Origin of the sequence: Pseudomonas sp. P9_31 (assembly GCF_034008235.1) — a bacterium.
Taxonomy (GTDB): Bacteria; Pseudomonadota; Gammaproteobacteria; order Pseudomonadales; family Pseudomonadaceae; genus Aquipseudomonas.
Genome location: NZ_CP125375.1, coordinates 788254 through 812493 on the forward strand (window position 1 = coordinate 788254; position 24240 = coordinate 812493).

Annotated in this window: 22 protein-coding genes and 1 pseudogene; 18 read left to right on the forward strand and 5 right to left on the reverse strand. The window is 61.1% G+C overall.

The window, feature by feature from the left end; all coding sequences use genetic code 11:
* Window positions 1-17: 17 nt before the first annotated feature.
* The 10 genes from QMK51_RS03600 to QMK51_RS03645 all read left to right on the forward strand — a co-directional run bounded on the left by QMK51_RS03600 (window position 18) and on the right by QMK51_RS03645 (window position 7177).
* The gene (locus tag QMK51_RS03600; protein ID WP_258698861.1) at window positions 18-680 is read left to right on the forward strand and encodes a riboflavin synthase; all 663 of its coding nucleotides are present in this window, start codon (window positions 18-20) and stop codon (window positions 678-680) included.
* Between the two features lie 31 nt (window positions 681-711).
* Entirely contained in the window at window positions 712-1803 is a 1092-nt protein-coding gene (ribBA, locus tag QMK51_RS03605; protein ID WP_258698862.1) for a bifunctional 3,4-dihydroxy-2-butanone-4-phosphate synthase/GTP cyclohydrolase II, read from the forward strand.
* 90 nt (window positions 1804-1893) lie between these two features.
* Complete coding sequence (gene ribE / locus QMK51_RS03610; protein ID WP_003228649.1) at window positions 1894-2370, forward strand: 6,7-dimethyl-8-ribityllumazine synthase; 477 nt, start codon at window positions 1894-1896, stop codon at window positions 2368-2370.
* The gene (gene nusB / locus QMK51_RS03615) at window positions 2367-2867 is read left to right on the forward strand and encodes a transcription antitermination factor NusB (RefSeq protein WP_214379096.1); all 501 of its coding nucleotides are present in this window, start codon (window positions 2367-2369) and stop codon (window positions 2865-2867) included. Before ribE ends, nusB begins: the two co-directional genes overlap by 4 nt.
* Window positions 2868-2885: 18 nt before the next feature.
* Window positions 2886-3851 carry a thiamine-phosphate kinase gene (thiL, locus tag QMK51_RS03620; protein ID WP_320393176.1) on the forward strand — a complete coding sequence of 322 codons (966 nt, stop codon included), beginning with the start codon at window positions 2886-2888 and terminating at the stop codon, window positions 3849-3851.
* A complete protein-coding gene (locus QMK51_RS03625; protein WP_320393177.1) occupies window positions 3848-4351 on the forward strand; it encodes a phosphatidylglycerophosphatase A in 504 nt (167 codons plus the stop codon). The genes thiL and QMK51_RS03625 overlap by 4 nt, the downstream gene beginning before the upstream one ends.
* A 22-nt stretch (window positions 4352-4373) precedes the next feature.
* Window positions 4374-5108: a transporter substrate-binding domain-containing protein gene (locus QMK51_RS03630; protein WP_320393178.1), complete on the forward strand. Its 735-nt coding sequence runs from the start codon at window positions 4374-4376 to the stop codon at window positions 5106-5108.
* Window positions 5109-5343: 235 nt separating this feature from the next.
* Window positions 5344-5961, forward strand: coding sequence for a GTP cyclohydrolase II (ribA, locus tag QMK51_RS03635; protein WP_007906827.1), 618 nt, complete (start codon window positions 5344-5346; stop codon window positions 5959-5961).
* The gene (locus QMK51_RS03640) at window positions 5958-6377 is read left to right on the forward strand and encodes an MFS transporter (protein WP_258698866.1); all 420 of its coding nucleotides are present in this window, start codon (window positions 5958-5960) and stop codon (window positions 6375-6377) included. The genes ribA and QMK51_RS03640 overlap by 4 nt, the downstream gene beginning before the upstream one ends.
* The gene (locus QMK51_RS03645) at window positions 6377-7177 is read left to right on the forward strand and encodes a cobalamin-binding protein (protein WP_320393179.1); all 801 of its coding nucleotides are present in this window, start codon (window positions 6377-6379) and stop codon (window positions 7175-7177) included. Before QMK51_RS03640 ends, QMK51_RS03645 begins: the two co-directional genes overlap by 1 nt.
* Window positions 7178-7279: 102 nt before the next feature.
* Here the strand turns inward: QMK51_RS03645 and dxs are convergent, their stop codons facing one another.
* From dxs to QMK51_RS03660, 3 genes are all read right to left on the reverse strand, one after another.
* Window positions 7280-9178, reverse strand: a complete 1899-nt coding sequence (gene dxs / locus QMK51_RS03650) for a 1-deoxy-D-xylulose-5-phosphate synthase (RefSeq protein ID WP_258698868.1) — start codon at window positions 9176-9178, stop codon at window positions 7280-7282.
* Window positions 9179-9269: 91 nt separating this feature from the next.
* The gene (gene ispA / locus QMK51_RS03655; RefSeq protein WP_258698869.1) at window positions 9270-10157 is read right to left on the reverse strand and encodes a (2E,6E)-farnesyl diphosphate synthase; all 888 of its coding nucleotides are present in this window, start codon (window positions 10155-10157) and stop codon (window positions 9270-9272) included.
* On the reverse strand, window positions 10154-10396 hold the full coding sequence (locus QMK51_RS03660; RefSeq protein ID WP_007894317.1) for an exodeoxyribonuclease VII small subunit: 243 nt from the start codon (window positions 10394-10396) through the stop codon (window positions 10154-10156). The genes ispA and QMK51_RS03660 overlap by 4 nt, the downstream gene beginning before the upstream one ends.
* Before the next feature lie 513 nt (window positions 10397-10909).
* Between QMK51_RS03660 and QMK51_RS03665 the strand changes: the two genes are divergently transcribed.
* The 8 genes and pseudogenes from QMK51_RS03665 (at window position 10910) to QMK51_RS03700 (ending at window position 22994) form a co-directional block, all read left to right on the forward strand.
* Window positions 10910-11701, forward strand: a complete 792-nt coding sequence (locus QMK51_RS03665) for a YfaP family protein (protein WP_320393180.1) — start codon at window positions 10910-10912, stop codon at window positions 11699-11701.
* A 35-nt stretch (window positions 11702-11736) separates the two neighbouring features.
* The gene (locus tag QMK51_RS03670; RefSeq protein ID WP_320393181.1) at window positions 11737-13461 is read left to right on the forward strand and encodes a DUF2138 domain-containing protein; all 1725 of its coding nucleotides are present in this window, start codon (window positions 11737-11739) and stop codon (window positions 13459-13461) included.
* Window positions 13446-14096 (forward strand): DUF1175 domain-containing protein, encoded by a 651-nt coding sequence (locus QMK51_RS03675; protein WP_320393182.1) that lies wholly within the window; start codon window positions 13446-13448, stop codon window positions 14094-14096. The genes QMK51_RS03670 and QMK51_RS03675 overlap by 16 nt, the downstream gene beginning before the upstream one ends.
* Window positions 14093-18667, forward strand: a complete 4575-nt coding sequence (locus QMK51_RS03680) for an alpha-2-macroglobulin (RefSeq protein WP_320394473.1) — start codon at window positions 14093-14095, stop codon at window positions 18665-18667. The genes QMK51_RS03675 and QMK51_RS03680 overlap by 4 nt, the downstream gene beginning before the upstream one ends.
* A gap of 1 nt (window position 18668) precedes the next feature.
* On the forward strand, window positions 18669-20288 hold the full coding sequence (locus QMK51_RS03685) for a DUF2300 domain-containing protein (RefSeq protein WP_320393183.1): 1620 nt from the start codon (window positions 18669-18671) through the stop codon (window positions 20286-20288).
* Between the two features lie 3 nt (window positions 20289-20291).
* Complete coding sequence (locus tag QMK51_RS03690; RefSeq protein ID WP_258698874.1) at window positions 20292-21107, forward strand: YfaP family protein; 816 nt, start codon at window positions 20292-20294, stop codon at window positions 21105-21107.
* Window positions 21108-21137: 30 nt separating this feature from the next.
* Window positions 21138-21320: pseudogene (locus QMK51_RS03695) on the forward strand (DUF1016 N-terminal domain-containing protein); the annotation flags it as partial.
* A 243-nt stretch (window positions 21321-21563) separates the two neighbouring features.
* On the forward strand, window positions 21564-22994 hold the full coding sequence (locus QMK51_RS03700; protein ID WP_320393184.1) for a PLP-dependent aminotransferase family protein: 1431 nt from the start codon (window positions 21564-21566) through the stop codon (window positions 22992-22994).
* A gap of 34 nt (window positions 22995-23028) precedes the next feature.
* On the opposite strand, the gene QMK51_RS03705 is transcribed toward QMK51_RS03700, so the two are convergent.
* Together QMK51_RS03705 and QMK51_RS03710 are read right to left on the reverse strand one after the other, a co-directional pair.
* Window positions 23029-23322, reverse strand: a complete 294-nt coding sequence (locus QMK51_RS03705; RefSeq protein WP_258698876.1) for a hypothetical protein — start codon at window positions 23320-23322, stop codon at window positions 23029-23031.
* A gap of 90 nt (window positions 23323-23412) precedes the next feature.
* The gene (locus tag QMK51_RS03710; protein ID WP_320393185.1) at window positions 23413-24195 is read right to left on the reverse strand and encodes a class I SAM-dependent methyltransferase; all 783 of its coding nucleotides are present in this window, start codon (window positions 24193-24195) and stop codon (window positions 23413-23415) included.
* Between the last annotated feature and the right edge of the window lie 45 nt (window positions 24196-24240).

Consider the following 24240-nt stretch of genomic DNA (forward strand, 5'->3'; position numbering starts at 1 on the left):
TTCTCGAGGAGGACTCCATGTTTACCGGCATCATCGAATCCATCGGCAGTATTCGCGCATTGACCCCAAAAGGCGGAGATGTGCGGGTTTACGTAGAAACCGGCAAGCTTGACCTGAGCGACGTCAAACTGGGCGACAGCATTGCCGTCAACGGCGTGTGCCTGACGGCGGTTGAACTGCCGGGCAATGGTTTTGCGGCGGACGTCAGTCGCGAAACCCTCGACTGCACCGCCATGAATGACCTTAAAAGCGGCAGCCCGGTCAACCTGGAAAAAGCCCTGACCCCGACCACCCGCCTGGGCGGGCATCTGGTCAGCGGTCACGTCGACGGTGTTGGCGAAGTGGTCTCGCGTACCGACAATGCCCGCGCCGTGGAATTTCGCATCCGCGCGCCGAAAGACCTGGCCAAGTACATCGCCCACAAGGGCTCGATCACCGTCGACGGCACCAGCCTGACGGTGAACGCGGTCGATGGCGCCGAATTCCTGCTGACGATCATTCCGCACACCCTGAGCGAAACCATCATGGCGTCTTACAAGCCAGGTCGCCGGGTGAACCTGGAAGTCGACTTGCTGGCCCGTTATCTGGAGCGCCTGCTGTTGGGCGACAAGGCCGCGGAGCCTTCTGCCGGTAACATCACCGAAAGCTTTCTGGCCCAAAACGGCTATCTCAAATCCTGAAGCTCAAATTTCGAAAGAAGGGGGGTGCCTTGTGGCGCTCAATAGCATCGAAGAACTGGTTGAAGACATCCGCCAAGGCAAGATGGTCATCCTCATGGATGACGAAGACCGCGAGAACGAAGGCGACCTGATCATGGCCGCCGAATGCTGCAAGGCTGAACACATCAACTTCATGGCCAAGCATGCCCGTGGCCTGATCTGCATGCCGATGAGCCGCGAGCGCTGCGAACTGCTCAAGCTGCCGTTGATGGCACCACGCAACGGTTCCGGCTTCGGCACCAAGTTCACCGTGTCCATCGAAGCCGCCGAAGGCGTCACCACCGGTATCTCCGCGGCTGACCGTGCGCGCACCGTGCAAGCGGCTGCCGCCAAAGACGCCAAGGCTGAAGACATCGTCAGCCCTGGCCACATCTTTCCGCTGATGGCCCAGGCCGGCGGTACCCTGGCCCGCGCCGGCCACACCGAAGCCGCCTGCGACCTGGCGCGCATGGCCGGCTTCGAGCCGAGCGGCGTGATCTGCGAAGTGATGAACGACGACGGCACCATGTCCCGTCGCGCCGAACTCGAAGCGTTTGCCGCCGAGCACAACATCAAGATCGGCACCATCGCCGACCTGATTCACTACCGGATGATCCACGAACGTACCGTTCAGCGGATTGCCGAGCAGCCGCTGGACAGCGAACTGGGCCAGTTCAACCTGGTGACCTATCGTGATTCGGTGGAAGGCGACGTGCACATGGCCCTGACCCTGGGCACCGTGTGCGCCGAAGAGCCGACCCTGGTCCGGGTGCACAACATGGACCCGCTGCGTGACCTGTTGATGGTCAAGCAACCGGGCCGCTGGAGCCTGCGCGCCGCCATGGCCGCGGTCGCCGAGGCTGGCAGCGGTGTGGTGCTGTTGCTGGGGCACCCGCTCGATGGCGACGTGTTGCTGGCACACATCCGCGAAACCGCCGACCACAATGCGGTGAAAAAACCGACCACCTACAGCATCGTCGGCGCCGGTTCGCAGATCCTTCGGGACCTGGGCGTGCGTAAAATGCGCCTGATGAGTGCACCGATGAAATTTAATGCGATATCCGGTTTCGATCTGGAAGTTGTAGAATACGTGCCCTCCGAATAAGACCTGGGTGTTGCGGTCCTGTATTCGCGGTTCAAATATCACTGAGGGGCGCGTAGAAAACGCGTCCCGGCTCTTTAAGAGATCTAACGAATGACCCTGAAGACCATCGAAGGTACCTTCATCGCCCCTAAAGGCCGCTACGCTTTGGTAGTGGGCCGTTTCAACAGCTTCGTCGTTGAAAGCCTGGTCAGCGGTGCAGTTGATGCCCTGGTTCGCCATGGCGTGAGCGAAAGCGACATCACCATCATCCGTGCGCCTGGCGCCTTCGAAATCCCGCTGGTTGCGCAGAAAGTCGCTCAGAAGGGCGAGTTCGCGGCAATCATCGCCCTGGGCGCGGTCATTCGTGGCGGTACTCCGCACTTCGAATACGTGGCTGGCGAATGCACCAAGGGCCTGGCCCAGGTGTCCATGGAGTTCGGCGTACCGGTCGCTTTCGGCGTGCTGACCGTTGATTCCATCGAACAAGCCATCGAACGTTCCGGCACCAAGGCCGGCAACAAAGGTGCTGAAGCTGCCCTGTCCGCCCTGGAAATGGTCAGCCTGCTGGCGCAGTTGGAGGCCAAGTGATTAGCGACGATAGCGATCGTTTCAACCCGCGCGATCCAAAGCCTGCGGATGCCGGCAAGCCATCGAAAAGCGTCAAGCGTCGCGAAGCCCGTCAGCTCGCGACTCAGGCGCTGTACCAGTGGCACATGGCCAAGCAGTCGCTGAACGAGATCGAAGCGCAGTTCCGGGTCGATAACGATTTCAGTGATGTCGACGGCGCCTACTTTCGTGAAATCCTGCATGGGGTTCCAGCGCAGAAGGACAAGATCGACGCGGCTCTCAAGCCTTGCCTGGATCTGACCATCGAAGAGCTGGACCCTGTTGAGCTGGCGGTATTGCGCCTGTCCACCTGGGAACTGCTTGAGCGCGTCGACGTGCCGTACCGCGTTGTAATCAACGAAGGTATCGAACTGGCCAAGGTCTTCGGTTCCACCGACGGCCACAAGTTCGTCAATGGTGTGCTCGACAAGCTGGCCCCGCGTCTGCGTGAAGCTGAAGTGAAGGCATTCAAGCGCTGATCGGCGCTTGAATTTGCGATGGGTGAGTTTGAGCTGATCCGCAATTTCTTCGCCGCCGCGCCCTGTGCGCAGGGCGGCGAAGGCGTTGCCCTCGGGATCGGTGACGACTGCGCCTTGCTGGCTGTTCCCCCCGGGGAGCAGTTGGCGATTTCCACCGATACGCTGGTGGCCGGTGTGCATTTCGCCGACCCTTGCGACCCGTTTCTGCTCGGTCAGCGTTCGCTGGCTGTGGCTGTCAGTGATCTGGCCGCCATGGGCGCCGCTCCCATTGCCTTTACCCTTGCCCTGACCTTGCCGACGGTGACCACCGATTGGCTGGAAGCCTTCGCCCGTGGTTTGAACCTCATGGCGCAAAATTGCGGTGTGGCGCTGGTGGGTGGCGATACCACTCGCGGGCCGTTGAGCCTGACCATGACCGTGTTCGGTCGGGTGCCGGTCGGTCTGGCGTTGACCCGCAGCGGAGCACACCCGGGCGATTTGCTCTGCGTGGGTGGTGAGTTGGGTAACGGTGCGGGCGCATTGCCGCTGGTGCTCGGCCAGCGAATGGCTGACGCGGCCATCGCTGAGCCGTTGCGTGCCCATTACTGGTCGCCACAACCGCAGCTTGGTCTGGGCATGGCGTTGCGCGGCAGAGCCACTGCGGCGCTGGATATCTCCGACGGCCTGCTCGCCGACTGCGGGCATATTGCCTTGGCGTCGAAAGTCGGGGTTCAGGTAGAGCGCAACAAGCTGCCGCTGTCTAAGGCGCTGCTGGCCTTCCTCGGTCAGTCCGACGCTGAGCAAGCCGCCCTGAGCGGCGGTGACGATTACGTGCTGGCCTTCACCTTGCCGCCCGCCGAGTTGCCATCGTTGCTGGCGGACGGCTGGCCGATCCATGTGCTTGGGCAGGTCATAGCAGGGCAGGGAGTGACACTGCTGGACGCCGACGGACACGACATCACCCCGCCAATCCGGGGTTATCAACATTTTCGGGAGACACCGTGACAGATCATCCCAAACAGGTCCCGGGGGAGTTCGTGCCGCCATCGGTGTGGCGCAATCCATGGCATTTCCTGGCGTTCGGCTTCGGCTCGGGCACCCTGCCAAAAGCGCCGGGCACCTGGGGTTCGTTAGTGGCGTTACCCTTTATTCCGTTGTGGCAGATGCTGCCCGACTGGGGCTACTGGCTGATGCTCGGCCTCACCATGCTGTTCGGCTTCTGGCTGTGCGGCAAGGTCGCCGACGATTTGCGTGTGCACGACCATGAAGGCATCGTCTGGGACGAAATGGTCGGAATGTGGATCACCCTGTGGTTGGTGCCGGAAGGTTGGTATTGGTTGCTGGCGGGGTTCCTGATGTTCCGCTTCTTCGACATCCTCAAGCCGTGGCCGATTCGATGGATCGACCGGCATGTGCACGGTGGCGTCGGGATCATGCTCGACGACGTACTGGCTGGTGTGTTTGCGTGGTTGGCGATGCAAGGGCTGGTGTGGCTTTTCGCCTGAAGGTTGCAGACGAGGACGAAAAATGGCTCGCTGGTTGATGGTAATGGTTTTCGCGACGTTTTGGTCGCTCGCCCGGGCGAGTGAAGCACCGACGCCGCCGTCCGTGATTCACCTTGCCAGCGAAGCCTGGGAAGACTTCACCGCCGCCGATGGTCGTGGTTTGGGCTGGGACCTGTTGCGCGAGGTGTTCGAGCCGGCGGGCGTCAAACTGGATATTCGAATCGAACCGTATACGCGCGCCACGGGCCTGGCACAGCGTGGCGAAGTGGACGCCTGTGTCGGTGCCTATCGGGATGAAGTCAGCGACGTGCTCTATCCGCGCTGGAGTTTCGATACCGATCCCATCTATGCACTGGGCCTGGCCAGCAATCCGACACCGACCGCGGAAAACCTGGGCAATTATCGATTGGTCTGGGTGCGCGGCTACAAGTATCAGGCTTACCTGCCCAACGTGCAGCGCTATAACGAAGTTGTGCGGCGTAGCGGGATTCTGTCGATGCTGATTCAAAACCGCGTCGACTACTACATCGACGCGCTAGACGAGGTTGACTCCATCGTCAGCCGAGCCAAGGACCCGTCGCAGTTTCAACGCACGCACATCGCGGATTTGCCACTGTACCTGTGCTTCGCCGATACACCCCGGGCACGCCAGCTGATGGCGTTGTTCGATCAGCGCATGGAACTGCTGGTAAAAAGCGGCCAGCTGAAACCGATCTTCGCAAAGTGGAAACAGCCGTACCCGTTTGGCGCAGACTGAATACGATCAATGTGGGAGCGGGCTTGCTCGCGAAGGCGGACGCACATTCAACATATGAGTAGCCTGATACACCGTTTTCGCGAGCAAGCCCGCTCCCACAGGGCCATTGGCTTGGCCGCTTGATCAAACTTTTTGATCGTTATGGCCGATAATTCAGCCTAAGCGTCTGTAGGAACGTGCTGTTACAATGCCGCCTCTGCGAATCTTCAGTACTTAATAGATCAGGAGCACACCGGTGCCTGTCGTTTTTGTCGCCGCTTCCAAGCTGCCAACGCCTTTTGCGCAATTCACCATGCACGGCTTTCTCGATGAAGAAAACGGGCGCGAGCACGTGGTGCTGAGCCTGGGTGAGTTCGCCGACGGTGCTCCGGTACTCGGCCGGTTGCACTCCGAATGCCTGACCGGCGATGCCTTGTTCAGCCAGCGTTGCGACTGCGGTTCGCAGCTTGAGGCGGCGTTGCAGGCGATCGCCCGCGAAGGCCGTGGCGTGTTGCTCTACTTGCGTCAGGAAGGTCGCGGCATTGGCCTGCTGAACAAGATCCGCGCCTATGAATTGCAGGACGGCGGTGCCGATACGGTTGAAGCCAACGAACGTCTGGGCTTTGCCGCCGACCAGCGCGACTACGCCATGTGCCTGCCGATGCTGGAGCATCTGGGCGTGAAGTCCCTGCGGCTGATGACCAACAACCCACGCAAGGTCAAAGCCTTGACCGACATGGGCATTGTGGTCGCCGAGCGCGTGCCGTTGCACACCGGGCACAACCCGCACAACAAACTTTACCTGGCCACCAAGGCCAGCAAGCTTGACCACATGATGGGCAACGAGCATCAGGGCGAGGTTGACCGGGCGTGACCCGCGCTCAGGTACGGCGGCGACTGTCCGTCAGCTGGTGGCAATACCTGGCGCTGGCCTTGCTGCCGCTGTTCGTGATCAACGGCGTATTCGGCCAGAGCGAGGCGATTCTGCCGGTGCTGGCCATGCCGTTATTCATTGCCGGTGTGGCGTCGATGTTTGTCAGCCTGAAGTTCTTTGGCGGCTACAAGCACGCGCTGATCGCCACCCAGAAAGCCCTCGACACCCCTGAAGAGCCCGCCGCCTGGATCGCCCTGGCGGCAAAACGCCGCACCGCGTTGCTGGTCGCCGGTCTGCCTGCCTGGATCGGTGCGCTGGCGGTATTCGTTGGCCTTGAAGCCGTGCCGCTGGTGCTGCTCGCGCTGTCGACCACGGTGCTGTTCTACCTCTACCGTATCCCGCGTCAACTCGGCTGATGCGCAAAGTCTGGCTGGCGGTGTTGCTGCTGGCCGTCAGTGGGGCGGCGGTTGCTGTCGAACGGGTTGTCACTCTGGCTCCGTCGCTTTCTGAAATCGTCGTGGAGCTGAACTCGGCTGACCTGCTGGTTGGTGTGCTGGATGCCGGTGAGCGTCCTGCCGAGCTCAAAGACATTCCTTCGGTGGGCCGCTATGGCCAGTTGGACATCGAACGATTGCTCAGCCTCAAGCCCGATTTACTGCTGCTCTGGCCGGGCGGTGTGGGGCCGGCTCAGCGTGAACAGCTCAAACGGCTGAACATTCCCACCTATGTCGTTGAACCTCACAACCTCGAACAACTTACCGTGCAGATCGAGGCAATTGCCACGCAACTCGGCCGGCCGGAGCGAGGCGTTTCATTGGCTGAAAGTCTGCGTCAACGACTCGATTCCCTGCGCCAGCGCTATCGGAGGAATGAACCGTTACGGGTGTTTTATCAAGTCTGGGATCGGCCGCTGTACACCGTTGGCGGCAGCCAGATCATCAGCGATGCGCTTGAAGTGTGTGGCGCGCGCAATGTGTTCGCCGACCTGCCACAGCCTGCGCCGCAGGTCAGTGTGGAGGCCGTGTTGCAGCGCAATCCCGAAGTGATTCTGGCCAGTGATCAGGCGCAGCTCGATGCGTGGAAGGCCTGGCCCCAGGTGACGGCGGTGGCGCGGGGGCAATTGCTGCTGGTGATCGATAAAGGCCTGGAGCGGCCGAGTGGGCAGATGATCGAAGCGACCGCCAAGTTATGCCACGCCATCGCACCGGACCGCTGAGACCGAGGTGCCTGCTTCGCGAGCAAGCCCGCTCCCACATTGACCGGGGGGGACGCGGTCAACTGTAGGCGCAGCCTTCGGCAACTCCTACGGGGAGCGGGATCAGATGTTCAGCAGTTGCAGGCGCTGACGCACCGCTTCTTCGATCCCGGCTTCGTCCAGCCCGCATTCGGCCAGCATTTGCGCAGGCTTGGCGTGCTCCACATAGGCGTCTGGCAGGCCCAGGTGCAGCATCGACTTGAGGATGTTTTCACGGGCGAGGAACTCGCTGACCGCGCCACCGGCGCCGCCCATGATCGCATTCTCTTCGATGGTCACCAGCAACTCGTGGCTGCCGGCGATTTCGCGAACCAGTGCTTCGTCGAGCGGTTTGACGAAACGCATGTCGACCACCGTCGCATCCAGCTTCTCGGCGACTTTCAGCGCCTCGGCCAGTTGCACGCCGAACACCAGCAGGGCGACTTTGCTGCCCTGGCGACGAATCACACCCTTGCCGATTTCAATCGGTTCGAGGTCTTTCTCTATCGGCGCATTCGGGCCGGTGCCTCGCGGGTAGCGCACGGCCGCCGGGCCGTTGTACAGGTGGCCGGTGCTGAGCATTTTGCGCAGTTCGTTCTCGTCGCTCGGGGTCATTACCAGCATGCCGGGGATGCAACGCAGGAACGACAAATCGAAGCTGCCCGCGTGCGTCGGGCCGTCTTCGCCCACCAGGCCTGCGCGGTCGATGGCGAACAGTACGTCGAGGTTTTGCACCGCGACGTCATGGATGAGTTGGTCGTAACCGCGCTGCAGGAAGGTCGAATAGATCGCCACCACCGGTTTCGCACCTTCGCAGGCCATGCCGGCAGCGAGGGTCACGGCGTGTTGCTCGGCGATCGCCACGTCGAAATAGCGCAGCGGGAAACGCTCGCTGAAGGCCACCAGATCGGAGCCTTCCTTCATTGCCGGGGTGATTCCGACCAGGCGCGGGTCGACAGCGGCCATGTCGCACAGCCACTCACCGAATACTCCGGAATACTTCGGCCCGCCGGCTTTCTTCGGCGCGGCGGCCGGAGCGTCCAGCGGTTCGAGTTTGGTGATGGCGTGGTAACCGATCGGGTCGACTTCCGCCGGGGCGAAGCCTTTGCCTTTTTTGGTGACCACATGCAGGAACTGCGGGCCTTTCAGATCGCGCATGTTGCGCAGGGTGGCGATCAGGGTCGGCAGGTCATGGCCGTCGATCGGGCCGATGTAGTTCCAGCCCAGCTCTTCGAACAGGGTGCCGGGGACCAGCATGCCTTTGGCGTACTCTTCGGTACGCCGGGCGATTTCCCAGGCGCCGGGCAGGCGCGACAGGACCTTTTTGCTGCCTTCGCGCATGCTGGCGTAAGTGCGGCTGGAAAGGATCTTCGCCAGATAGTTCGACAGCCCGCCGACGTTGCGCGAGATCGACATGTCGTTGTCGTTGAGGATTACCAGCATGTTGGCGTCCACTTCCGGCGCGTGGTTCAGCGCCTCGAAAGCCATGCCGGCGGTCAGTGCGCCGTCGCCGATCACCGCGATCGCCTTGCGATCACTGTGTTGCAGGCGGGCAGCAATCGCCATGCCCAGCGCTGCGCTGATCGACGTGCTGGAATGGCCGACGCCAAAGGTGTCGTACTCGCTCTCTGAACGACGCGGGAAGGCGGCAATGCCGTCCTTCTGGCGCAGGGTGCTCATGCGCTCGCGACGGCCGGTGAGGATCTTGTGCGGGTAGGCCTGATGACCCACGTCCCACACCAGCCGGTCGTCCGGGGTGTCGAAGACGTAATGCAACGCGATGGTCAGCTCGATCACGCCCAGGCCGGCACCGAAATGCCCGCCGGTCTGACCGACCGTGTAGAGCAATTCCAGGCGCAACTCATCGGCCAGGGTTTCCAGCTCTGCTTCGCCTAACCGGCGCAGGCCGTCCGGCGTGTTGGCACGGTCGAGCAGGGGCGTGGTCGGGCGCTTGCGGGGAATCTCATGAAACGTCGTGGGCATCAGGCGAATCGTTATAGGTATAAAAGATGCGGCAGTTTACCTGATGCATCGCCCCCTGCCCACGCGTTGGTCTTTTTTGGCGAGTACGTCGTCAGCTGCGGCGATCGACGATGTACCGGGCCAGATCGCGCAATGGCTCGGCCGCCGCGTCAAACGGTCGCAGCGCGTGCAGGGCCTGGTCGCGTAGTTCCAGGGCATAGACCTTGGCCGCGTCGAGGCCGAGCAGGGCCGGGTAGGTCGGCTTGTCCCGGGCGATGTCGGCACCCTGGCGTTTGCCGAGGGTTTCGGTGTCACTTTCGACGTCGAGAATGTCGTCCTGGACCTGAAATGCCAGACCGATGGCCTGTGCATAACTGTGCAGAGACTTCAGTTCGTCCTTCTCGGCATGACCGCTGGCCAGGGCGCCGAGTTTGACGCTGACCTCGATCAACGCACCGGTCTTGTGCCGATGCATGTATTCAAGGGCTTTTTGATCGAGCTTCAGACCCACCGAGCCGAGGTCGATGGCTTGCCCGCCGACCATCCCCGCCGGACCTGCCGCCAACGCCAGAGCGCTGACCATCTGCAGACGGGTTTCAGCGTCCGAGCTGCTCAGACGCGGGTCGAGCAGGGCGCTGAAGGCCAGGCTCTGCAAACCGTCGCCGGCGAGGATCGCACAGGCTTCGTCAAATTTCTTGTGGGTGGTTGGCTGGCCGCGACGCAGGTCGTCATCGTCCATGGCCGGCAGATCGTCGTGCACCAACGAATAGGCGTGGATCAGCTCAACCGCACAGGCTGCGCCGTTGGCTTGCTCGGCTTTGCCGCCCAGTGCTTCACATGCGGCGTAGGCCAGCAACGGACGCACGCGCTTGCCGCCATTCATCACGCTGTAGCGCATGGCTTCATAGAGGCGAGCGAGTTCAGGGCCTGGCGGGTTGAACAGGGTTTCCAGTGCAGCGTTGACGCGAGCCTGGCTGGTGGCCGAATACGCCGCAATCATTCTGGCTGATCCGCGTCGAAGGGTTCCTCGGCCAGCTCGCCATCACGCTCGAGCAGCACCTGAACCTTTTGCTCGGCCTGGGCCAGCGCCGCCTGGCAATCGCGGGTCAGACCAATGCCCTGCTCGAAAGCGGTCAGCGAGTCTTCCAGCGACAATTCGCCGTTCTCCAAACGCTCCACCAGCGTTTGCAGGTCAGCGAGGGATTGTTCGAAATCCAGTGCAGCTTTTTTGCGGGCCATGGCGGCTATTTCCGGTTGACGTTAAACCGGCGCGACACTAGCAGACATGGGGGGTATGGGCAAATGAGCGGGGTCGTTGGCGCAGCAGTTCCGGGGTGACAACACACCTTGTGGCGAGGGAGCTTGCTCCCGCTGGGACGCGAAGCGGCCCCAAAACCATACGCCGCGTTTCTTCAGGCACGCTACGCTGCATTCAGCGAATTGCGACTGCTTCGCAGTCGAGCGGGGGCAAGCTCCCTCGCCACAGAGATATGTCGTCTATAAAGGTGATGGGGGTTATTCGGCTCATTTCGTGAGCCGAATAACCCCACTATTCGGCTCACGCCCAACAATCACCGTGATTCCCACCGCAAATATAGATGTATCCGATTGTTAAAAAACCGCCGAATGGCTAATCTTCGCGCCTTCTACGACCCTATATTCAGGGTCTTTCTGACGAAACGCAGTTTTTTCGATCTGTAACGCGCCGAGGATCGGGCGCCAGGTTTCGTTATGCATGGCAGGAGGCGTCACATGCGTTGTGTTCTTTCACTGCTGATCACGCTGGTCTGTGCCCAGGTTGCGTGGGCCGAGCCCACGGCCGAGTTGTCGGAACCGGTGGGCGGCTGGCGTTATCACGGCCTGCTGGACCGCAGTGAAAATCCGCGAGTCGCCTATCCCACGCCGCCCATCGACCGGGGCGTGCAGCGCAATCGCACGATGATCGAAGGCCAGCTCAAGGCCCTCGGCACACTCCGTGGCCCCCATAGCCTGGCGGTCAACGGCAATCCCCTGAATTTGTACACCGACGACCAAGGGCGTTTTGCCCGGCCGTATGCGTTCGGCGCCGGCTCCAACAGCGTCGAAGTGCGCAGTTCCGAGGGCAAGTCGCTCAAACGCGTCCAATTCTATGAAGCCAACGACCTGCGCACTCCGGCGCGGATTCGCGTGGTGCTGGGCTGGGACGACCCCAAGGCCGAACTCGACCTGCACATCATTACGCCCGATGGCCAACATGCGTTCTGGGCTCGCCCGGCGATGAGCAACGGCGGCGGCCTGGACCCGGACGGGGTCGATGGCCCCGGCCCGGAAATGTTCACCATGACCGCGCCGATGCACGGCACCTACCTGGTTTACGTGAACTATTGGGGCAACTTCGGCAGTGGCGGCTATAACTTCGATGAGACCAGCAACCAGAACGAGGTGATCACCTCGCAAATCAATCTGGTGCTCAACGAAAACACCGTCGACGAAAAACGCGAGACCTTCATTGTGCCTTTGCGGGCGATCGGCGACCTGCTGCTGGTCAAGACTTTCAACTATTAAACATCCCGCACCACGGATGAATTGGGTTTGTGAACATGAGTGATAACACTATTCCACCAGCCGCTTCCCCGGCCGCCGACGCACCTGCTGCCAACACTTCCCGTCGCTGGCCGGCGCTGCTGGTCGGGCTGTGCCTGGTGGCTGGCGTGGCGGGCGGGTTAGGGTGGTTCCTGCACAAACCCAAGGCGCCGCCCGCTGAGTTGGCCAGTGACAAACTGGGCATGAGCCGGCCGGACGGTCTGCTCGAAACCCATTCCCTGAGCCAGCTGCCCAAGGATTTGCTGGCGGTGCCGTTTCTCAAGGAAACCCTGACCGAAGATTTCGTCTTCTATTACGAAGCCCACGCCGATCGCCTCGGTTTGATTGGTAGTCTGCGGCGGATCATTTACGAGCATGACCTGAAGTTGCAGGACAGCCTGATCGAGCAGCTGTTCGATCAACCGGCGGATGTGGCGCTGTGGCGCGGGGCGGATGGACGTCTCAAGGATTTCCTGTTGGTGATGGATCGCGGCGGGCTGGCCAAGGTACTGGAGCCGCTGGCGAAAGTGGCGCTGGATGATACGCAGCTGAGCAAGCTGGCTGAAATCAAAGTCGCCGGCGATGTGGTGCCGCTTTATCAACTCACCTACAACAACAGCAAAGCGCTGCTGTTCGCCTCTCATGGCGACAAACTGGTGGTGCTGTCCAACCCGGCCAAGCTTTATGAAACCGGCCACGGTCCAGTCGACGACCCCGGCATGGTATCGACCGAATCGCTGGAAGCACTACTCGGCGGCCAGAAACTCTTCCCCGAAGCCTTCGGCCTGCCACCGCGCGCGCCTGAGGTAAAACAACGCCTCTCGGTCAATTCCAGCGTTCTGGCCATGGGCTACCAGCGCTTCATCCCGAACTTCGCCGGCCTGCGTTTCGACATGGACGACAAGGGCTGGCACAGCTTCCTGGCCATGGACGAACTGGAAAACCAGCCAGACTTCGACTTCAAACCGATCTGGCAAGCCATGCCGATGGGCGCCAGCGCCTGCGTGGCCTTGCCACTGGCCGCCGAACAACAGAAGCCGCTGCTGGTGAAACTCGGTGCCGAAGAGTCCGTGGCCCAGGCCCTGACTGAACACATGGCCGGTGCTGCCGGCCTGTGCTGGTATGCCGACTCGCGGTTGTACACGCCGCTGCTGGTGGCCAGCCTGAATGATGATGACAGCGCCAAACTCGACGGCGACCTGGGCAACCTGTTCGGCTCGATGGTGGGTGCTTACGAAGGCAACGTTGCCGATCACGCCTTCCCGGTGGTCGAAAAACAGCAAGGCCAGACCCATCAGTGGCAGCGCCAGGTCAGCTCCAACTTCGGTCCCTATAAGGCCAAGGATGCCGAGCAGCCCGACGCGATCACCGGCAAAGCCTTTATGCGCGTAAGTCTCGCGCGCCACGGTTCGACCCTGCTGTTCTCCCTCGACGACAAACTGGTCGACAAAGCCCTCGGCACCCTCGACAAACGCTTCCCGCCGCTGGCTGACGTGCTGCCAAAAGACCTGTTGATGCCGATCTATTTCGGCCCGGATTCCATGGCGCAGTTGATGCAGCAGGAAACCCTCGACAGCCTGCCGCAGGACATGGAGCCGGTGTTCTACAACGCCGCGCAAACCTACCTGATCCCGAAACTGCGCACCCTCGGCGGCTATGGCAAATATGCCCTGACCTTGCCCAAAGGCAGCGAGCCCGACGGCCACTGGCAGTGGCTGCCGCTGGAATGGAAAGCCTTGTGACCGCACTCATCCGAGGCCTCGGCCTGCTGGCGTTGTTGCTGGGGACTCGCACCTTTGCCAGCGAAGCCCCGGCGCTCGACCCGCAACAGTCCCAGGTATTCCGCGCCTGGTTCGTGCGCATCGCCCAGGAACAACTGACCCAAGGCCCGAGCCCGCGCTGGTATCAGCAGGACTGCGCCGGGCTGGTGCGGTTTGCCGCCAACGAAGCGCTGAAAGTCCATGACGACAAATGGCTGCGCAGCAATGGCCTGTCCAATCGCTACCTGCCGCCGGAACTGCAACTGAGCGACGCCCAACGCGGCCTCGCCCAGCAATGGCAGCAGGGCGGCGGCAAGGTCGGGCCCTATGTCAACGCGATCAAACTGATCCAGTTCAACAGCCTCCTGGTTGGCCGTGATCTGGCCCAGGCCCGGCCCGGCGACTTGATGTTTTTCGATCAGGGCGACGACCAGCACCTGATGATCTGGATGGGCCGCTTCATCGCCTATCACACCGGCACCACTACCCCCACCGACAACGGCATGCGCTCCGCAAGCCTGCAACAACTCATGACATGGAAGGACACCCGATGGATACCCGACGCAGCCAACCCCAACTTCATCGGCGTCTATCGACTGAACTTTCTCTCCCAATGATCGGTGCCCGCATGCTGCGCATTTGTTCAAAACTGCCTCTTTTGCTTGCGTTGATTTTGCCTCTGTCGGCGGTCAACGCCGAAGACACCGTCGAGCCGAGCGGCTATACGCCGGTGGCCGGTGAAAGTTTCTTCCTGCTGGCCGACAGCAGTTTCGCCAGCGACGAACAGGCGATGGTGCGCCTCGAAGCGCCGGGCCGCGATTACCGCCGGTTCCGCATGGAGCCATACGGCGGCGCGGACATTCGTGTGTATCGCATCGACAAGCCGTTGGATTTCCTCAAGCGCCAGAAGAACCTGCATCGGGTGGTCAGCGATGGCCAGTTCAAGGGCGAAGGCCTGTCGAACACCCTCGCGTACCTGTGGGACAACTGGTACCGCAAATCCCGTCGGGTGATGCAGCGGGCGTTTTCCTACGAGTCGCGTAAACAAGTCACCGAGGAAGTGCCGGAACTGAAGATGGGCACCGCCATCGCCGCGCCAACGCCCTACGACGCACAGCCACAATTCGCGTTGATTCCGGGTCTGCCGGTGGTCAGCCAATTCCGTTATCCGCTATGGCAAGCCAAACCGATCCAGCCGCCTGAAGGCGTGAGCCTGGCCGGTTCTTCCAGCGAGTTCGTCAGTGTCTCGCCGGGCAACGTGTATATCCCGTTGGGCAACCTGAAACCGGGGCTGTATCTGGTGGAAGCGCTGATCGGCAAGTACCGCGCGACCACCATGGTCTTCGTCTCCAACACCGTGGCCGTGAGCAAGATTGCTGGCGATGAATTGCTGGTGTGGGCCGCGCGCAAACACGAAGGCAGTTCGGTGCCCAAGGTCAATGTGCTGTGGACCGACGGCCTGGGCGTGATGAGCAGCGGCGCTACTGACGCCGACGGATTACTGCGTCTGAAACACGTCAGCCCCGAGCGTTCGTTCGTGATCGGCGAGGACGAAGAGGGCGGGGTGTTCGTCTCCGAGAACTTCTATTACGACAGCGAAATCTACGACACCAAACTTTATGCGTTCACCGACCGGCCGCTGTATCGGCCGGGGGATTGGGTGTCGCTGAAAATCGTCGGCCGCGAGTTCAAGAATGCGCGGGATTCCGTGGCACCGACCGCTGCCGACGTCAACGTCACCGTGCTCGACGCCACCGGCACGGCGCTGCAATCGTTGGCGCTGAAGCTCGATTCCAAGGCGGGTACTCAGGGCCGTTTCCAGTTGCCGGACAATGCGGTAGCGGGCGGTTATGAACTGCGTTTCAGCTATAAGGATCAGGCCTACAGCAGTGCCTTCCGCGTGGCTGAGTACATCAAGCCGCACTTCGAGATTTCCCTGAACCTGGCCAAGCAGGATTACCGCACCGGCGAACCGGTGAAGGGCAGTCTGGTATTGCTGTACCCGGATGGTAAACCGGTGGCCAATGCCAAGTTGAGCCTGAGCCTGCGCGCCCAGCAACTGTCGATGGTCGACAACGAACTTCAATACCTCGGGCAATTCCCGGTGGAGCTGACCAGCGCCGAACTGACCACCGACGCCAAGGGCAACGCGAGCCTCGATTTGCCCGCCGCCGAGAAACCGAGCCGCTACATGCTCACCGTATTCGCCAGCGATGGCGCGGCGTATCGGGTCAAGACCACCAAGGAAATCCTCATCGACCGTGGCGCCGCCAGTTTCCGCCTGAGCGCGCCGCAGCGGTTCAGCGCGGTGGGCAGCAAGGTTGCATTCAGCTATGCCAACGAAGGTGGCAGCGAGCAGAGCAAAGCGGTCAACCCGAGCAGCTACAGCTGGGTACGGCTCGAAGATCAGACCTCTGGCGAAGGTAAACTCGCCGCCAAAGATAAAGGCTTTACCCTGACCTTCGACCGTCCGGGCACTTACAACCTGACGCTGAAAGATGATCACGGCCGCGTGCTTGGCGCGACCGGCCATTCGGTCACGGGCGATGGCGTCAAAGCCGTGCCTGGTACGGTGGAAATCGTCCTCGACAAACCCGAGTACAAGGCCGGCGACGAAGCCCTCGCGTTGATCACGTTCCCCGAGCCGGTCAGCGATGCGTTGCTGTCGCTCGAGCGCGACAAGGTCGAGGCCACGGCGCTGCTGTCCAAGGGCAGCGACTGGCTGAAGATGGAAAAACTCAGCGACACCCAATACCGCGCACGCATCCTGGTGAAGGACAACTTCGCGCCGAACATGACCTTCTCCGTGCTCTACACCAAGGGCGGCCAATACAGCTTCCAGAACGCCGGCATCAAGGTGATCGCGCCGCAGATCGACGTGGCCATCGCCACCGATAAAGAGGCGTATCAACCCGGCGATACTGTGTCCGTGGACCTCACCACTCAATTCGCCGGCAAGCCGATTCCGGCGCACCTGACGGTCAGCGTGGTCGACGAAATGATCTACGCGTTGCAACCGGAAGTCGCGCCGACCATCGACCAGTTCTTCTACCACCCGCGCCGCAACAACGTGCGCACCAGCGCCAGTTTGTCGTTTATCAGCTACGACGTGGCACTGCCGGGCAGCCCGGGCGCACCGGGCAAAGCCAACCGCAGCGAGCGTGGGGTGAAAGTGCTGGAGCGGCCGCGTCGTGAAGACGTCGACACCGCCGCGTGGCAGCCGGAATTGATCACCGACGCCAACGGCAAAACCCGTTTCACCTTCAAGATGCCGGACTCCTTGACCCGCTGGCGCATCACCGCCCGCGCCATCGCCGATGACGGCCAGGTCGGGCAGAAGAAGCAATTCGTGCGCTCGGAAAAACCGCTGTACCTGAAGTGGAGCGGCCCGACCAAATTCCGCAATGGCGACAAACCGGATCTCGGTGTGTTCGCTTTCAGTCAGGCCGAGAAATCGGTCAAGGCTGAACTGGTGATTCATTACGCGGGTGCCGAGCAACGTGTGCCGGTCACCCTGAACAACGGCGTCAACTACATCGCATTGCCGGCGTTCGCACTGGCCAATGGCGAGTGGACCGCCGAGCTGGTGCAGGACGGCAAAACCGCTGACGCCTTGGCCGTGCGCCTGACCGCGACCGGTGAAGGTTGGCAGGTGACCCAAAGCCAAAGCCTGGATGTGGCCAGCGGTGATACGCCACTGACCTTGCCGGCGGACGCCAGCGACATCCGCCTGCGTCTGGATGACAGCCCGCAAGCGGTGTTCCGCTCGGCCCTCGATGATCTGCTGAGCTATCCGTACGGCGGCGTTGAACAAACCGCCAGTCGTTTGCTGCCGTTGAGCATCGCTTATCCAACGCTGTCGTCGAATCCACAGATCCGCGACCGCTTGCGTTTGATCATGCAGAACAGCCGCCTGCGGCTGGTGCAAATGGCCGGTCCGTCGGCGAGCTTCACCTGGTGGGGCTATGACGGTGAGCCGGATGCGTTCCTCACCGCTTACGCCTATTACGCCGACTGGCACGCCAGCAAGGCGCTGGAACTGAGCCTGCCGCCGGAGCACTGGCAGCGGGTGTTGGAGGTGTACGCGAAACAGGCGCAGAACACGCCGCTGTTGCAGCGGGCGTTGATTCTGTCGTTTGCCAAACAGATGCAATTGCCGGTGAACACGTTGCTCAGCGGTTTGATCGACGACTTGGTGAAAGCCGGCGAAGGCAATGCGGCGAGCGTCATGGACGATGGCGCAGAGAGCCTGGTCATGAACGATCCGGATTCGGCATTGGGGCTGGCCAGTGCTCGGGTGCTGACCGCGTCTTTGGCGCGTCAGGCCAAAGTCAATCTGCCCCCGGCGTTCAGCCGTCAAGTGGATGCTGCGCAACAGCAAGTGGCTGCCAGCGCTCAACCGTTTGCCGAGGCCTTGAACCTGTCGCTGCAAGCTTTCGATCAAGCGCATGCACAAGCGTTGTTGCAACGCCTGTTGCCACAGCAATCGACCCTGGAGCGCGCCTTGGCGCTGACATGGTTGCAACGCAGTATCGAGCAAGCCTCTCCGACCATCGCACTGGCACCGGGGGAAGGCTGGAAGAAACGCTACGGTGATACCGGTGAGATGTATTGGACGTGGCAGGGCGCTACGCCGGTGCCGGCGGTGTTGTCGCTGACCGGGACGCAAGAACGCCCGCTGCGTGCCGCGCTGAGCTACCAGACCAAACAACCGGCAATCGATCCGATGGCCGTGACCATCACCCGTCGCCTGTCGCGTCTGGTGCCGGGTGACGAAGCGTTCGAATTCAAACTCGAAGCGGTCGGCACCAAGCCGTTGTCCAGCGACAGCCTGTACCTGGACGAAGTGATCATCACCAGTAAAGCGGCGAAACCGCTGCGCTACGGCATGCTCGAAGTGCCGCTGCCACCGGGTGCGGACGTCGAGCGCACCACGTGGGGCATCAAGCTGATGGGCAAGGCCGGCACCGAGCCGACCGCGTTGGAGAAGGCCCGTTTCGAACCGGGGCAAATGGCGTATGCGGTGCCAGTGGATGCGCTGAGCGGTGAGTTGCGTCTGCGTCATCTGGTGCGCTTCTCGCAAAAAGGCCAGTTCAGCCTGCCACCGGTGCGCTTCACGCAGGTCTACGCGCCACAGCATCAGGCTCAGGAACAGAAGCCGGCATTCGGTCAGGTCACGGTCAACTGACATGACCCGGTGTCTGGTCTGGTGGCTGCTGTGTTTGATCCCTGCGCTGGCGACAGCGCAGGACGAGCCGTTGCGCCTGGGCTTCAAGGGTGAACTGCTTGCGTTGAGCCGGACTCAGATGATCTCGCGTGAGCCATTGCCTGCCGATTTGCAGACGCCGCTGGGCAGCTTGTGGAAGTTGTTTGTCTACGGCTGGCTGGTGGACACCGGCGCGCGTGAACCGGCTTATGAGTGTCGCGGGCAGTCGAAGGACGAAGTTTATTGCTGCACGGCGGGTGGCACGATCGGTCGCGATCAGGCGTTGGTGAAGTCCTGCGGGTTGTACTTCGAACCCGCGCGATTGGGCATTTCCGGCACTGAGTGGCGCGAGTATTGGCAGACGAGACAAGCGCCAACGTGGTTGCTGGACTTGCCGTCGTTGCAACCGCAGACCCGGGTTTCGGTGGCTGAGTTGTTGAAGGTCTTGGCCGTGATGCCGGCGCAGGATCGAGCGCGGCGGGTATTGCTCGATGTGGTTCTCAATGCCGCTGACGGCAATGTCGTGGGTGAGCTTGGCGGTCGGTTGCGGGTGAAAACCTGGAGCTGGCTGGGGGATCAGGATCCTTCGTCGCGCCAGGGCGGATTCGCGGGCTGGACGGCGAACGGCACGCCGATCTGGGCCGGTGGGCGTGGCACCAGCCAGATGGTTTTGCGCAATTATGGTCAGGCGCTGTCGACGGTGTTGCCCTCGTCATGGCCAGCAGAAGCGGGGAAGTGTGTTGAGGTCGGCCTGTTCGCGCGTTATCCGCTGAAACGCGTGCTGTCGGGGGATCGCGTGTTAGCGCCTGGGCCCCTGCAGGGCGACTACCGCGTCGAATTCGCCAACGGCAACCAACTCGACATCCACAGCGACGGCGAGTTGTTCTTGCTCAAGGACAAGCTCGTCGCCCGCCTGGACCGCGAAGAGTACGTCGCCCGTGTCCTGCAGCGCGAAGCCAGGCCCGAGCCTGTTGAAGCAGCCAAAGCCCTGAGCGTCGCGATCCGCACCTACCTGCTGCAAAACGCTACCCGTAACGGCGACTGCCTGAGCATCGACGACAGCAGCAGCCGGCAGCGCGTCGCCCCACGTCCGGCCGCCACCGAATCGCGCAACATCGCCGCGTGGACCAGCGACCTGGTTCTCGCCGGCAGCACCGTTACCTATCACTCCGACCAACCCGAGCCGGACAAACTCTCCTGGCAGCAAGCCGTCGAACAGGCCAACGCCGGTCAACGCTACGACGCCATCCTGCTGCACGCCTACCCGCGTGCAAGCCTCAGCCGCTGGGACAGCCCGGTCGCTTCCTGCGAAGCGCTGCCCGCCGCGCAAGACTGGTTGCAAAACCAACGCCGCGGCTGGCGCCAACGCCTCGAAAGTGAGGTCGGTTACAACGAAGTCAGCACCTTTGCCGTTTGCCGCCTGGCCTTCGGTCGTCCCTTCGTGGACCGCGAACGCCAGCGCATTTATGTGCGTGGCGTGCTGACGCTGCAAGACCGCCTCGACTTGACCCACGAATACCTGCACCTGGCCTTTGAAGCACACCCCAATGGCCAGGATGAAACCTACATCGAAGGGCTCGCCCGCCACCTCTTGCTGGAATAGGCCATGAAACTCCGTTATCCACAGGTCTTCCTGTTCCTTTGTTCGTTTTGCGTATGGCCGACGACATTCGCCGCCGATAGCGCGGTCAAACTCGACACCCCCGTCGGCGGCTGGCGCACGGGCGCCCCCGAAGGCGAAGGTGAAAACTTTCGTCAGACGGTCAATTACCCGGCTTCGTCGGTGAACACACCGGTGGGGCAGGCCAATACCGCTCGCATTACCGGCCAAATCCAATCCACCCCCAAGGGTAATGAGCCCGGTAAGCTGATCGTCAACGGCGTCAGCATGCCACTGAAAATTGACCCCGCGGGCCGCTACGACCGCCCGTTCTCATTTCCCAACGGCAGCAACAGCGTTGAAGTCCGCAGTCCCGATGGCCAACAGCGGCATCGCACTCAGTTCCTGAACGCCAGTGGCGGTGCCACTCCGGCGAAGTTGCGAGTACTGCTTTCCTGGGACAGCGACGGCACGGATCTGGACTTGCACCTCATCACCCCCGATGGCGCACACATCTGGTACGGCGATCGTGTCGCGCCCAATGGTGCGGCGCTGGATGTGGACGTCACCACCGGCTACGGCCCGGAAATTTTCGCCATGCCGGCGCCGATCAAGGGGCAATACCTGGTGTACGTGAACTACTACGGTGGCGGGTATCGCGGTGATGAAGAGGGGCAGGAAGAGGCTGTTCAGCCACTGACCACCGCGCAAGTGACGGTGATTACGCAAGAGGGGACGCCGAACGAGAAAATGGAGACGTTCCTGGTGCCGATGCGGGCGGTGGGGGAGTTGACGTTGGTTAAGGGGTTTAGTTATCCGTGATCGGGCAATTGTGACAGCGGTGCTGGCACTATTGAATTGGGCAGCAGTCTGCTGCCCAATGGCGTAAACCACCGACCGAATCTCTTTCGTATGCGCCAGTTTTACGAGGTGTACAGGCACGATGCAAAAGTCTCAGCACTGCTGCGACAATTACCCTGGACCCAAAACCTGATCATTCTCAACCAATACCTCGGCAAACTGGACTTCTACCTCGAGCCTTTGGATCGCAATGTCCGCAAACCCCATGAAAACCCCATGAAAACCCATTCTCGTCCCTGAGTTTTTACTCGATGGAATAGGCAAGGCATTTTTTGAGCACTGGCGTAAACTTTGCTTACAAAATATCCAGGATACTGCCTCGCACACGAGTGTTGGCGATGGCCTGTTGATTACCGGCCTGCTCTTTGCCAAGCATCAGGAAGGCCATGATGGCGGTGGTTTCATTAAGGGAATGAGATGTTTGAGATAGATCGCAGCAGCAAGACACTATTGGTGGACCAGATCCGAAGCGCGATTATTGCCCGTATCGAGTCTTTCCAATGGGTTCAAGGCAGTCGGTTGCCTTCGGTCAGGGCTCTGTCCAAACAACTGGGCGTCAGTAACTTTACGGTGAGCAGCGCTTACGAGGACCTCGTGGCGCAGCACATCATCGAGTCCCGACCCGGGGCCGGTTACTTTATTCTCGCGGCCAATCCATCGGGATCCCTCAAGGATCTGGACGAGTTGATCCCACCGTCCAGCCTGCATGCGGGGTTTCTGTACCGCGCGCTGGACCCTTCCCAATACGATATCCCCGTCAGTTCAGGTTACTTTCCTCCGTCCTGGCTGGCTGACGCTGTGCCTGTTTCTGTTACCGGACGGCTGATTCGTAACACGCTGTCTTGCAGCGTCCCTGCGCCCGCCGCGGGGAGCCAGCAGTTGCGCTCGGTAATTGCACGCAAGTTGCGAGAGATTCAAATCGATGCCTCCAGCAACCAGGTTGTGGTGACGGTGGGGGCTACCCATGCGTTCTCGCTGATTCGTAACGCCATGCTCAAGCCCGGTGATTACCTGTTGGTCGAGGACCCGAGCTACTTGTTGCTGCAGTTGAAGCTGATCAAGGGGCGGGATTTCAACATCATCACCGTGCCACGAATGGGGGATGGTCCGGACCTGGAGGCCATGGAGGCCATGCTGATCAAGTACCGGCCAAAACTGTTTCTGACCCAGACCCTGATCCACAACCCTACTGGCGGCAATACCTCCCCGGCCAAGGGGTTCAAGATTCTTTCGCTGGCCGAGAAGTATGACTTTCATATTGTTGAAGACGATATTTTCGGCTCGTTGTCTGCCAGGCAAACACTTCGGCTGGCCAGCCTGGATGGTTTGAATCGCACCTTTTACATCAGCGGTTTCAGCAAGGTGCTCAGTCCTGCCCTGCGCCTTGGGTATGTGGCGGCACCCCCCGCTTTTGTCGAGCGTCTGGTGGAGCAGAAGATGTACAACCTGTTGTGCGGCTCATCCCTGGACGAAACCATCGTGACCTACACCCTGGAGTCCGGGCGCTATCAACACCATCTGGATGGCCTGCGCCAGCGAGTGATGCAGGAGCGTGCCCGGGCGCGGGAGTGGCTGGGCAAGGTGGGCGTGGTGTTTGATGAACCCAGCGTGGATGGTTTGTTTCTGTGGGGGCGTTTCCCCGCGCACGTGGATATTCGTCGTCTGATTGAACAGGCCCATGACGCCCGCATCTTTCTGGCACCAGGGTCGTTGTTCAGCAACACCCGCGATTACGATCAGTATATTCGCCTGAACGTCAGCCACTGCAATGACATCCAGTTCAAGCGTTTCATCGATTCTCAGACCGGCAGCGAAACAGCCCAACGAGTCACCGAACACAGCATTTGAAACCTGGCCCCGGGTTAGCCTGATGCTCGTCGATCTAGCTGTCCGGCGACGTGTTACGGCTGCCCAGGTTTTGCTGCCAGCTTTTGAAGTACTCCACCAGGGTGGCCACTTCCCCCAGGTCTTCATAGGAGTAGATGACGCCGTTGAGGATCTGGACTTCATCATTGTCGTGCAGTGTTTGAATGAGCGAATCCTCAACGATTTCCGAGCCATTGACGGCCAGGCTGATGTCATCGATCCAGTACAGCGGTTTGCCCTCCTGGTTCGACCACACTTGGGCGTCGGTGTAAAAAGATTTCAACGCTAATCCATTGGTTTTCATAGACATATCGTTAATTCCAGTTAGACGGCAAGCCTCGCGCCGGTTGTCTGCTGATTGATCCAATGCGTCGCTTTTTTTCAGCCAGGTTCTGTGGGGTTATGCCTTTTTTTCAGCTCTGAAACGCAGGCATGTGTAGTCCACCGTCCATCGGCCGTCGGAGTCCAGCAGGTCATTGACCAGCTCCTCCGTCACTTCCTCCAGAAAACCCGCGCGGGCTTCAAGCGGCAGCGCCGCCAGGTAAGGAGTGCCAAAGGTTTGTATCCATTCGGCAATGGGGTAATCCAACACCACCGGTCGTTCGAACCAACTGATGAAGCTGACGTGAAACCCCGCGTTCTCCAGCACCTGTTGGTATTCACCGGCGGTGGGCAGGTACCAGGGGTCAATGTCCTGTGCGTCGACGGATCTGCGCTCCAGGGCGCCGTGAATCGCCCGTCGGATCAGCAGCGCATTCTCGGCGCCGGCAAATTCTCCGATGAAACGCCCACCGGGCTTGAGGGCCATAAAGGCCCCATAGGCGACTTGATCGGCACGTCGCATCCAGTGTATGGCGGCGTTGCTGAACACCGCGTCGAACTCCTGGTGAAAGAACAGTTCCTCGGCATTACCCAGCCTCACATCCAGGCCGCGAGAGCGTGCGGCTTCCACCAGTTCCGGGCTGTAGTCGAAACCCACCACTTCAGCGCCTTGACGAGCCAGTTGCTCACTCAGATAGCCGTCACCACAACCGATATCCAGGACTCGGTCGCCGGCCTTGAGGGCCAACAGTTCCACCGCGCCATCGGCGAGGTGGGCGACGAAATGGGCGTTGTTTTCATACTGCGAGGCGTCCCATTGTTGCAGTTCAGAGGTGGGGCGAAAAAAGCTCGAAGAAGTCATGGGCGGATTTCCGTCTGGGTGTGGAGAGGGTGAACAGCCAGGCTG

Bases quoted from the DNA above. Each gene is read 5' to 3' on its own strand.
- QMK51_RS03600 (WP_258698861.1), top strand. From the start codon at position 18: ATGTTTACCGGCATCATCGAATCCATCGGCAGTATTCGCGCATTGACC.
- ribE (WP_003228649.1), top strand. From the start codon at position 1,894: ATGACCCTGAAGACCATCGAAGGTACCTTCATCGCCCCTAAAGGCCGC.
- thiL (WP_320393176.1), top strand. From the start codon at position 2,886: ATGGGTGAGTTTGAGCTGATCCGCAATTTCTTCGCCGCCGCGCCCTGT.
- QMK51_RS03630 (WP_320393178.1), top strand. From the start codon at position 4,374: ATGGCTCGCTGGTTGATGGTAATGGTTTTCGCGACGTTTTGGTCGCTC.
- QMK51_RS03645 (WP_320393179.1), top strand. From the start codon at position 6,377: ATGCGCAAAGTCTGGCTGGCGGTGTTGCTGCTGGCCGTCAGTGGGGCG.
- dxs (WP_258698868.1), bottom strand. From the start codon at position 9,178: ATGCCCACGACGTTTCATGAGATTCCCCGCAAGCGCCCGACCACGCCC.
- ispA (WP_258698869.1), bottom strand. From the start codon at position 10,157: ATGATTGCGGCGTATTCGGCCACCAGCCAGGCTCGCGTCAACGCTGCA.
- QMK51_RS03660 (WP_007894317.1), bottom strand. From the start codon at position 10,396: ATGGCCCGCAAAAAAGCTGCACTGGATTTCGAACAATCCCTCGCTGAC.
- QMK51_RS03665 (WP_320393180.1), top strand. From the start codon at position 10,910: ATGCGTTGTGTTCTTTCACTGCTGATCACGCTGGTCTGTGCCCAGGTT.
- QMK51_RS03670 (WP_320393181.1), top strand. From the start codon at position 11,737: ATGAGTGATAACACTATTCCACCAGCCGCTTCCCCGGCCGCCGACGCA.
- QMK51_RS03675 (WP_320393182.1), top strand. From the start codon at position 13,446: ATGGAAAGCCTTGTGACCGCACTCATCCGAGGCCTCGGCCTGCTGGCG.
- QMK51_RS03680 (WP_320394473.1), top strand. From the start codon at position 14,093: ATGATCGGTGCCCGCATGCTGCGCATTTGTTCAAAACTGCCTCTTTTG.
- QMK51_RS03685 (WP_320393183.1), top strand. From the start codon at position 18,669: ATGACCCGGTGTCTGGTCTGGTGGCTGCTGTGTTTGATCCCTGCGCTG.
- QMK51_RS03690 (WP_258698874.1), top strand. From the start codon at position 20,292: ATGAAACTCCGTTATCCACAGGTCTTCCTGTTCCTTTGTTCGTTTTGC.
- QMK51_RS03700 (WP_320393184.1), top strand. From the start codon at position 21,564: ATGTTTGAGATAGATCGCAGCAGCAAGACACTATTGGTGGACCAGATC.
- QMK51_RS03705 (WP_258698876.1), bottom strand. From the start codon at position 23,322: ATGTCTATGAAAACCAATGGATTAGCGTTGAAATCTTTTTACACCGAC.
- QMK51_RS03710 (WP_320393185.1), bottom strand. From the start codon at position 24,195: ATGACTTCTTCGAGCTTTTTTCGCCCCACCTCTGAACTGCAACAATGG.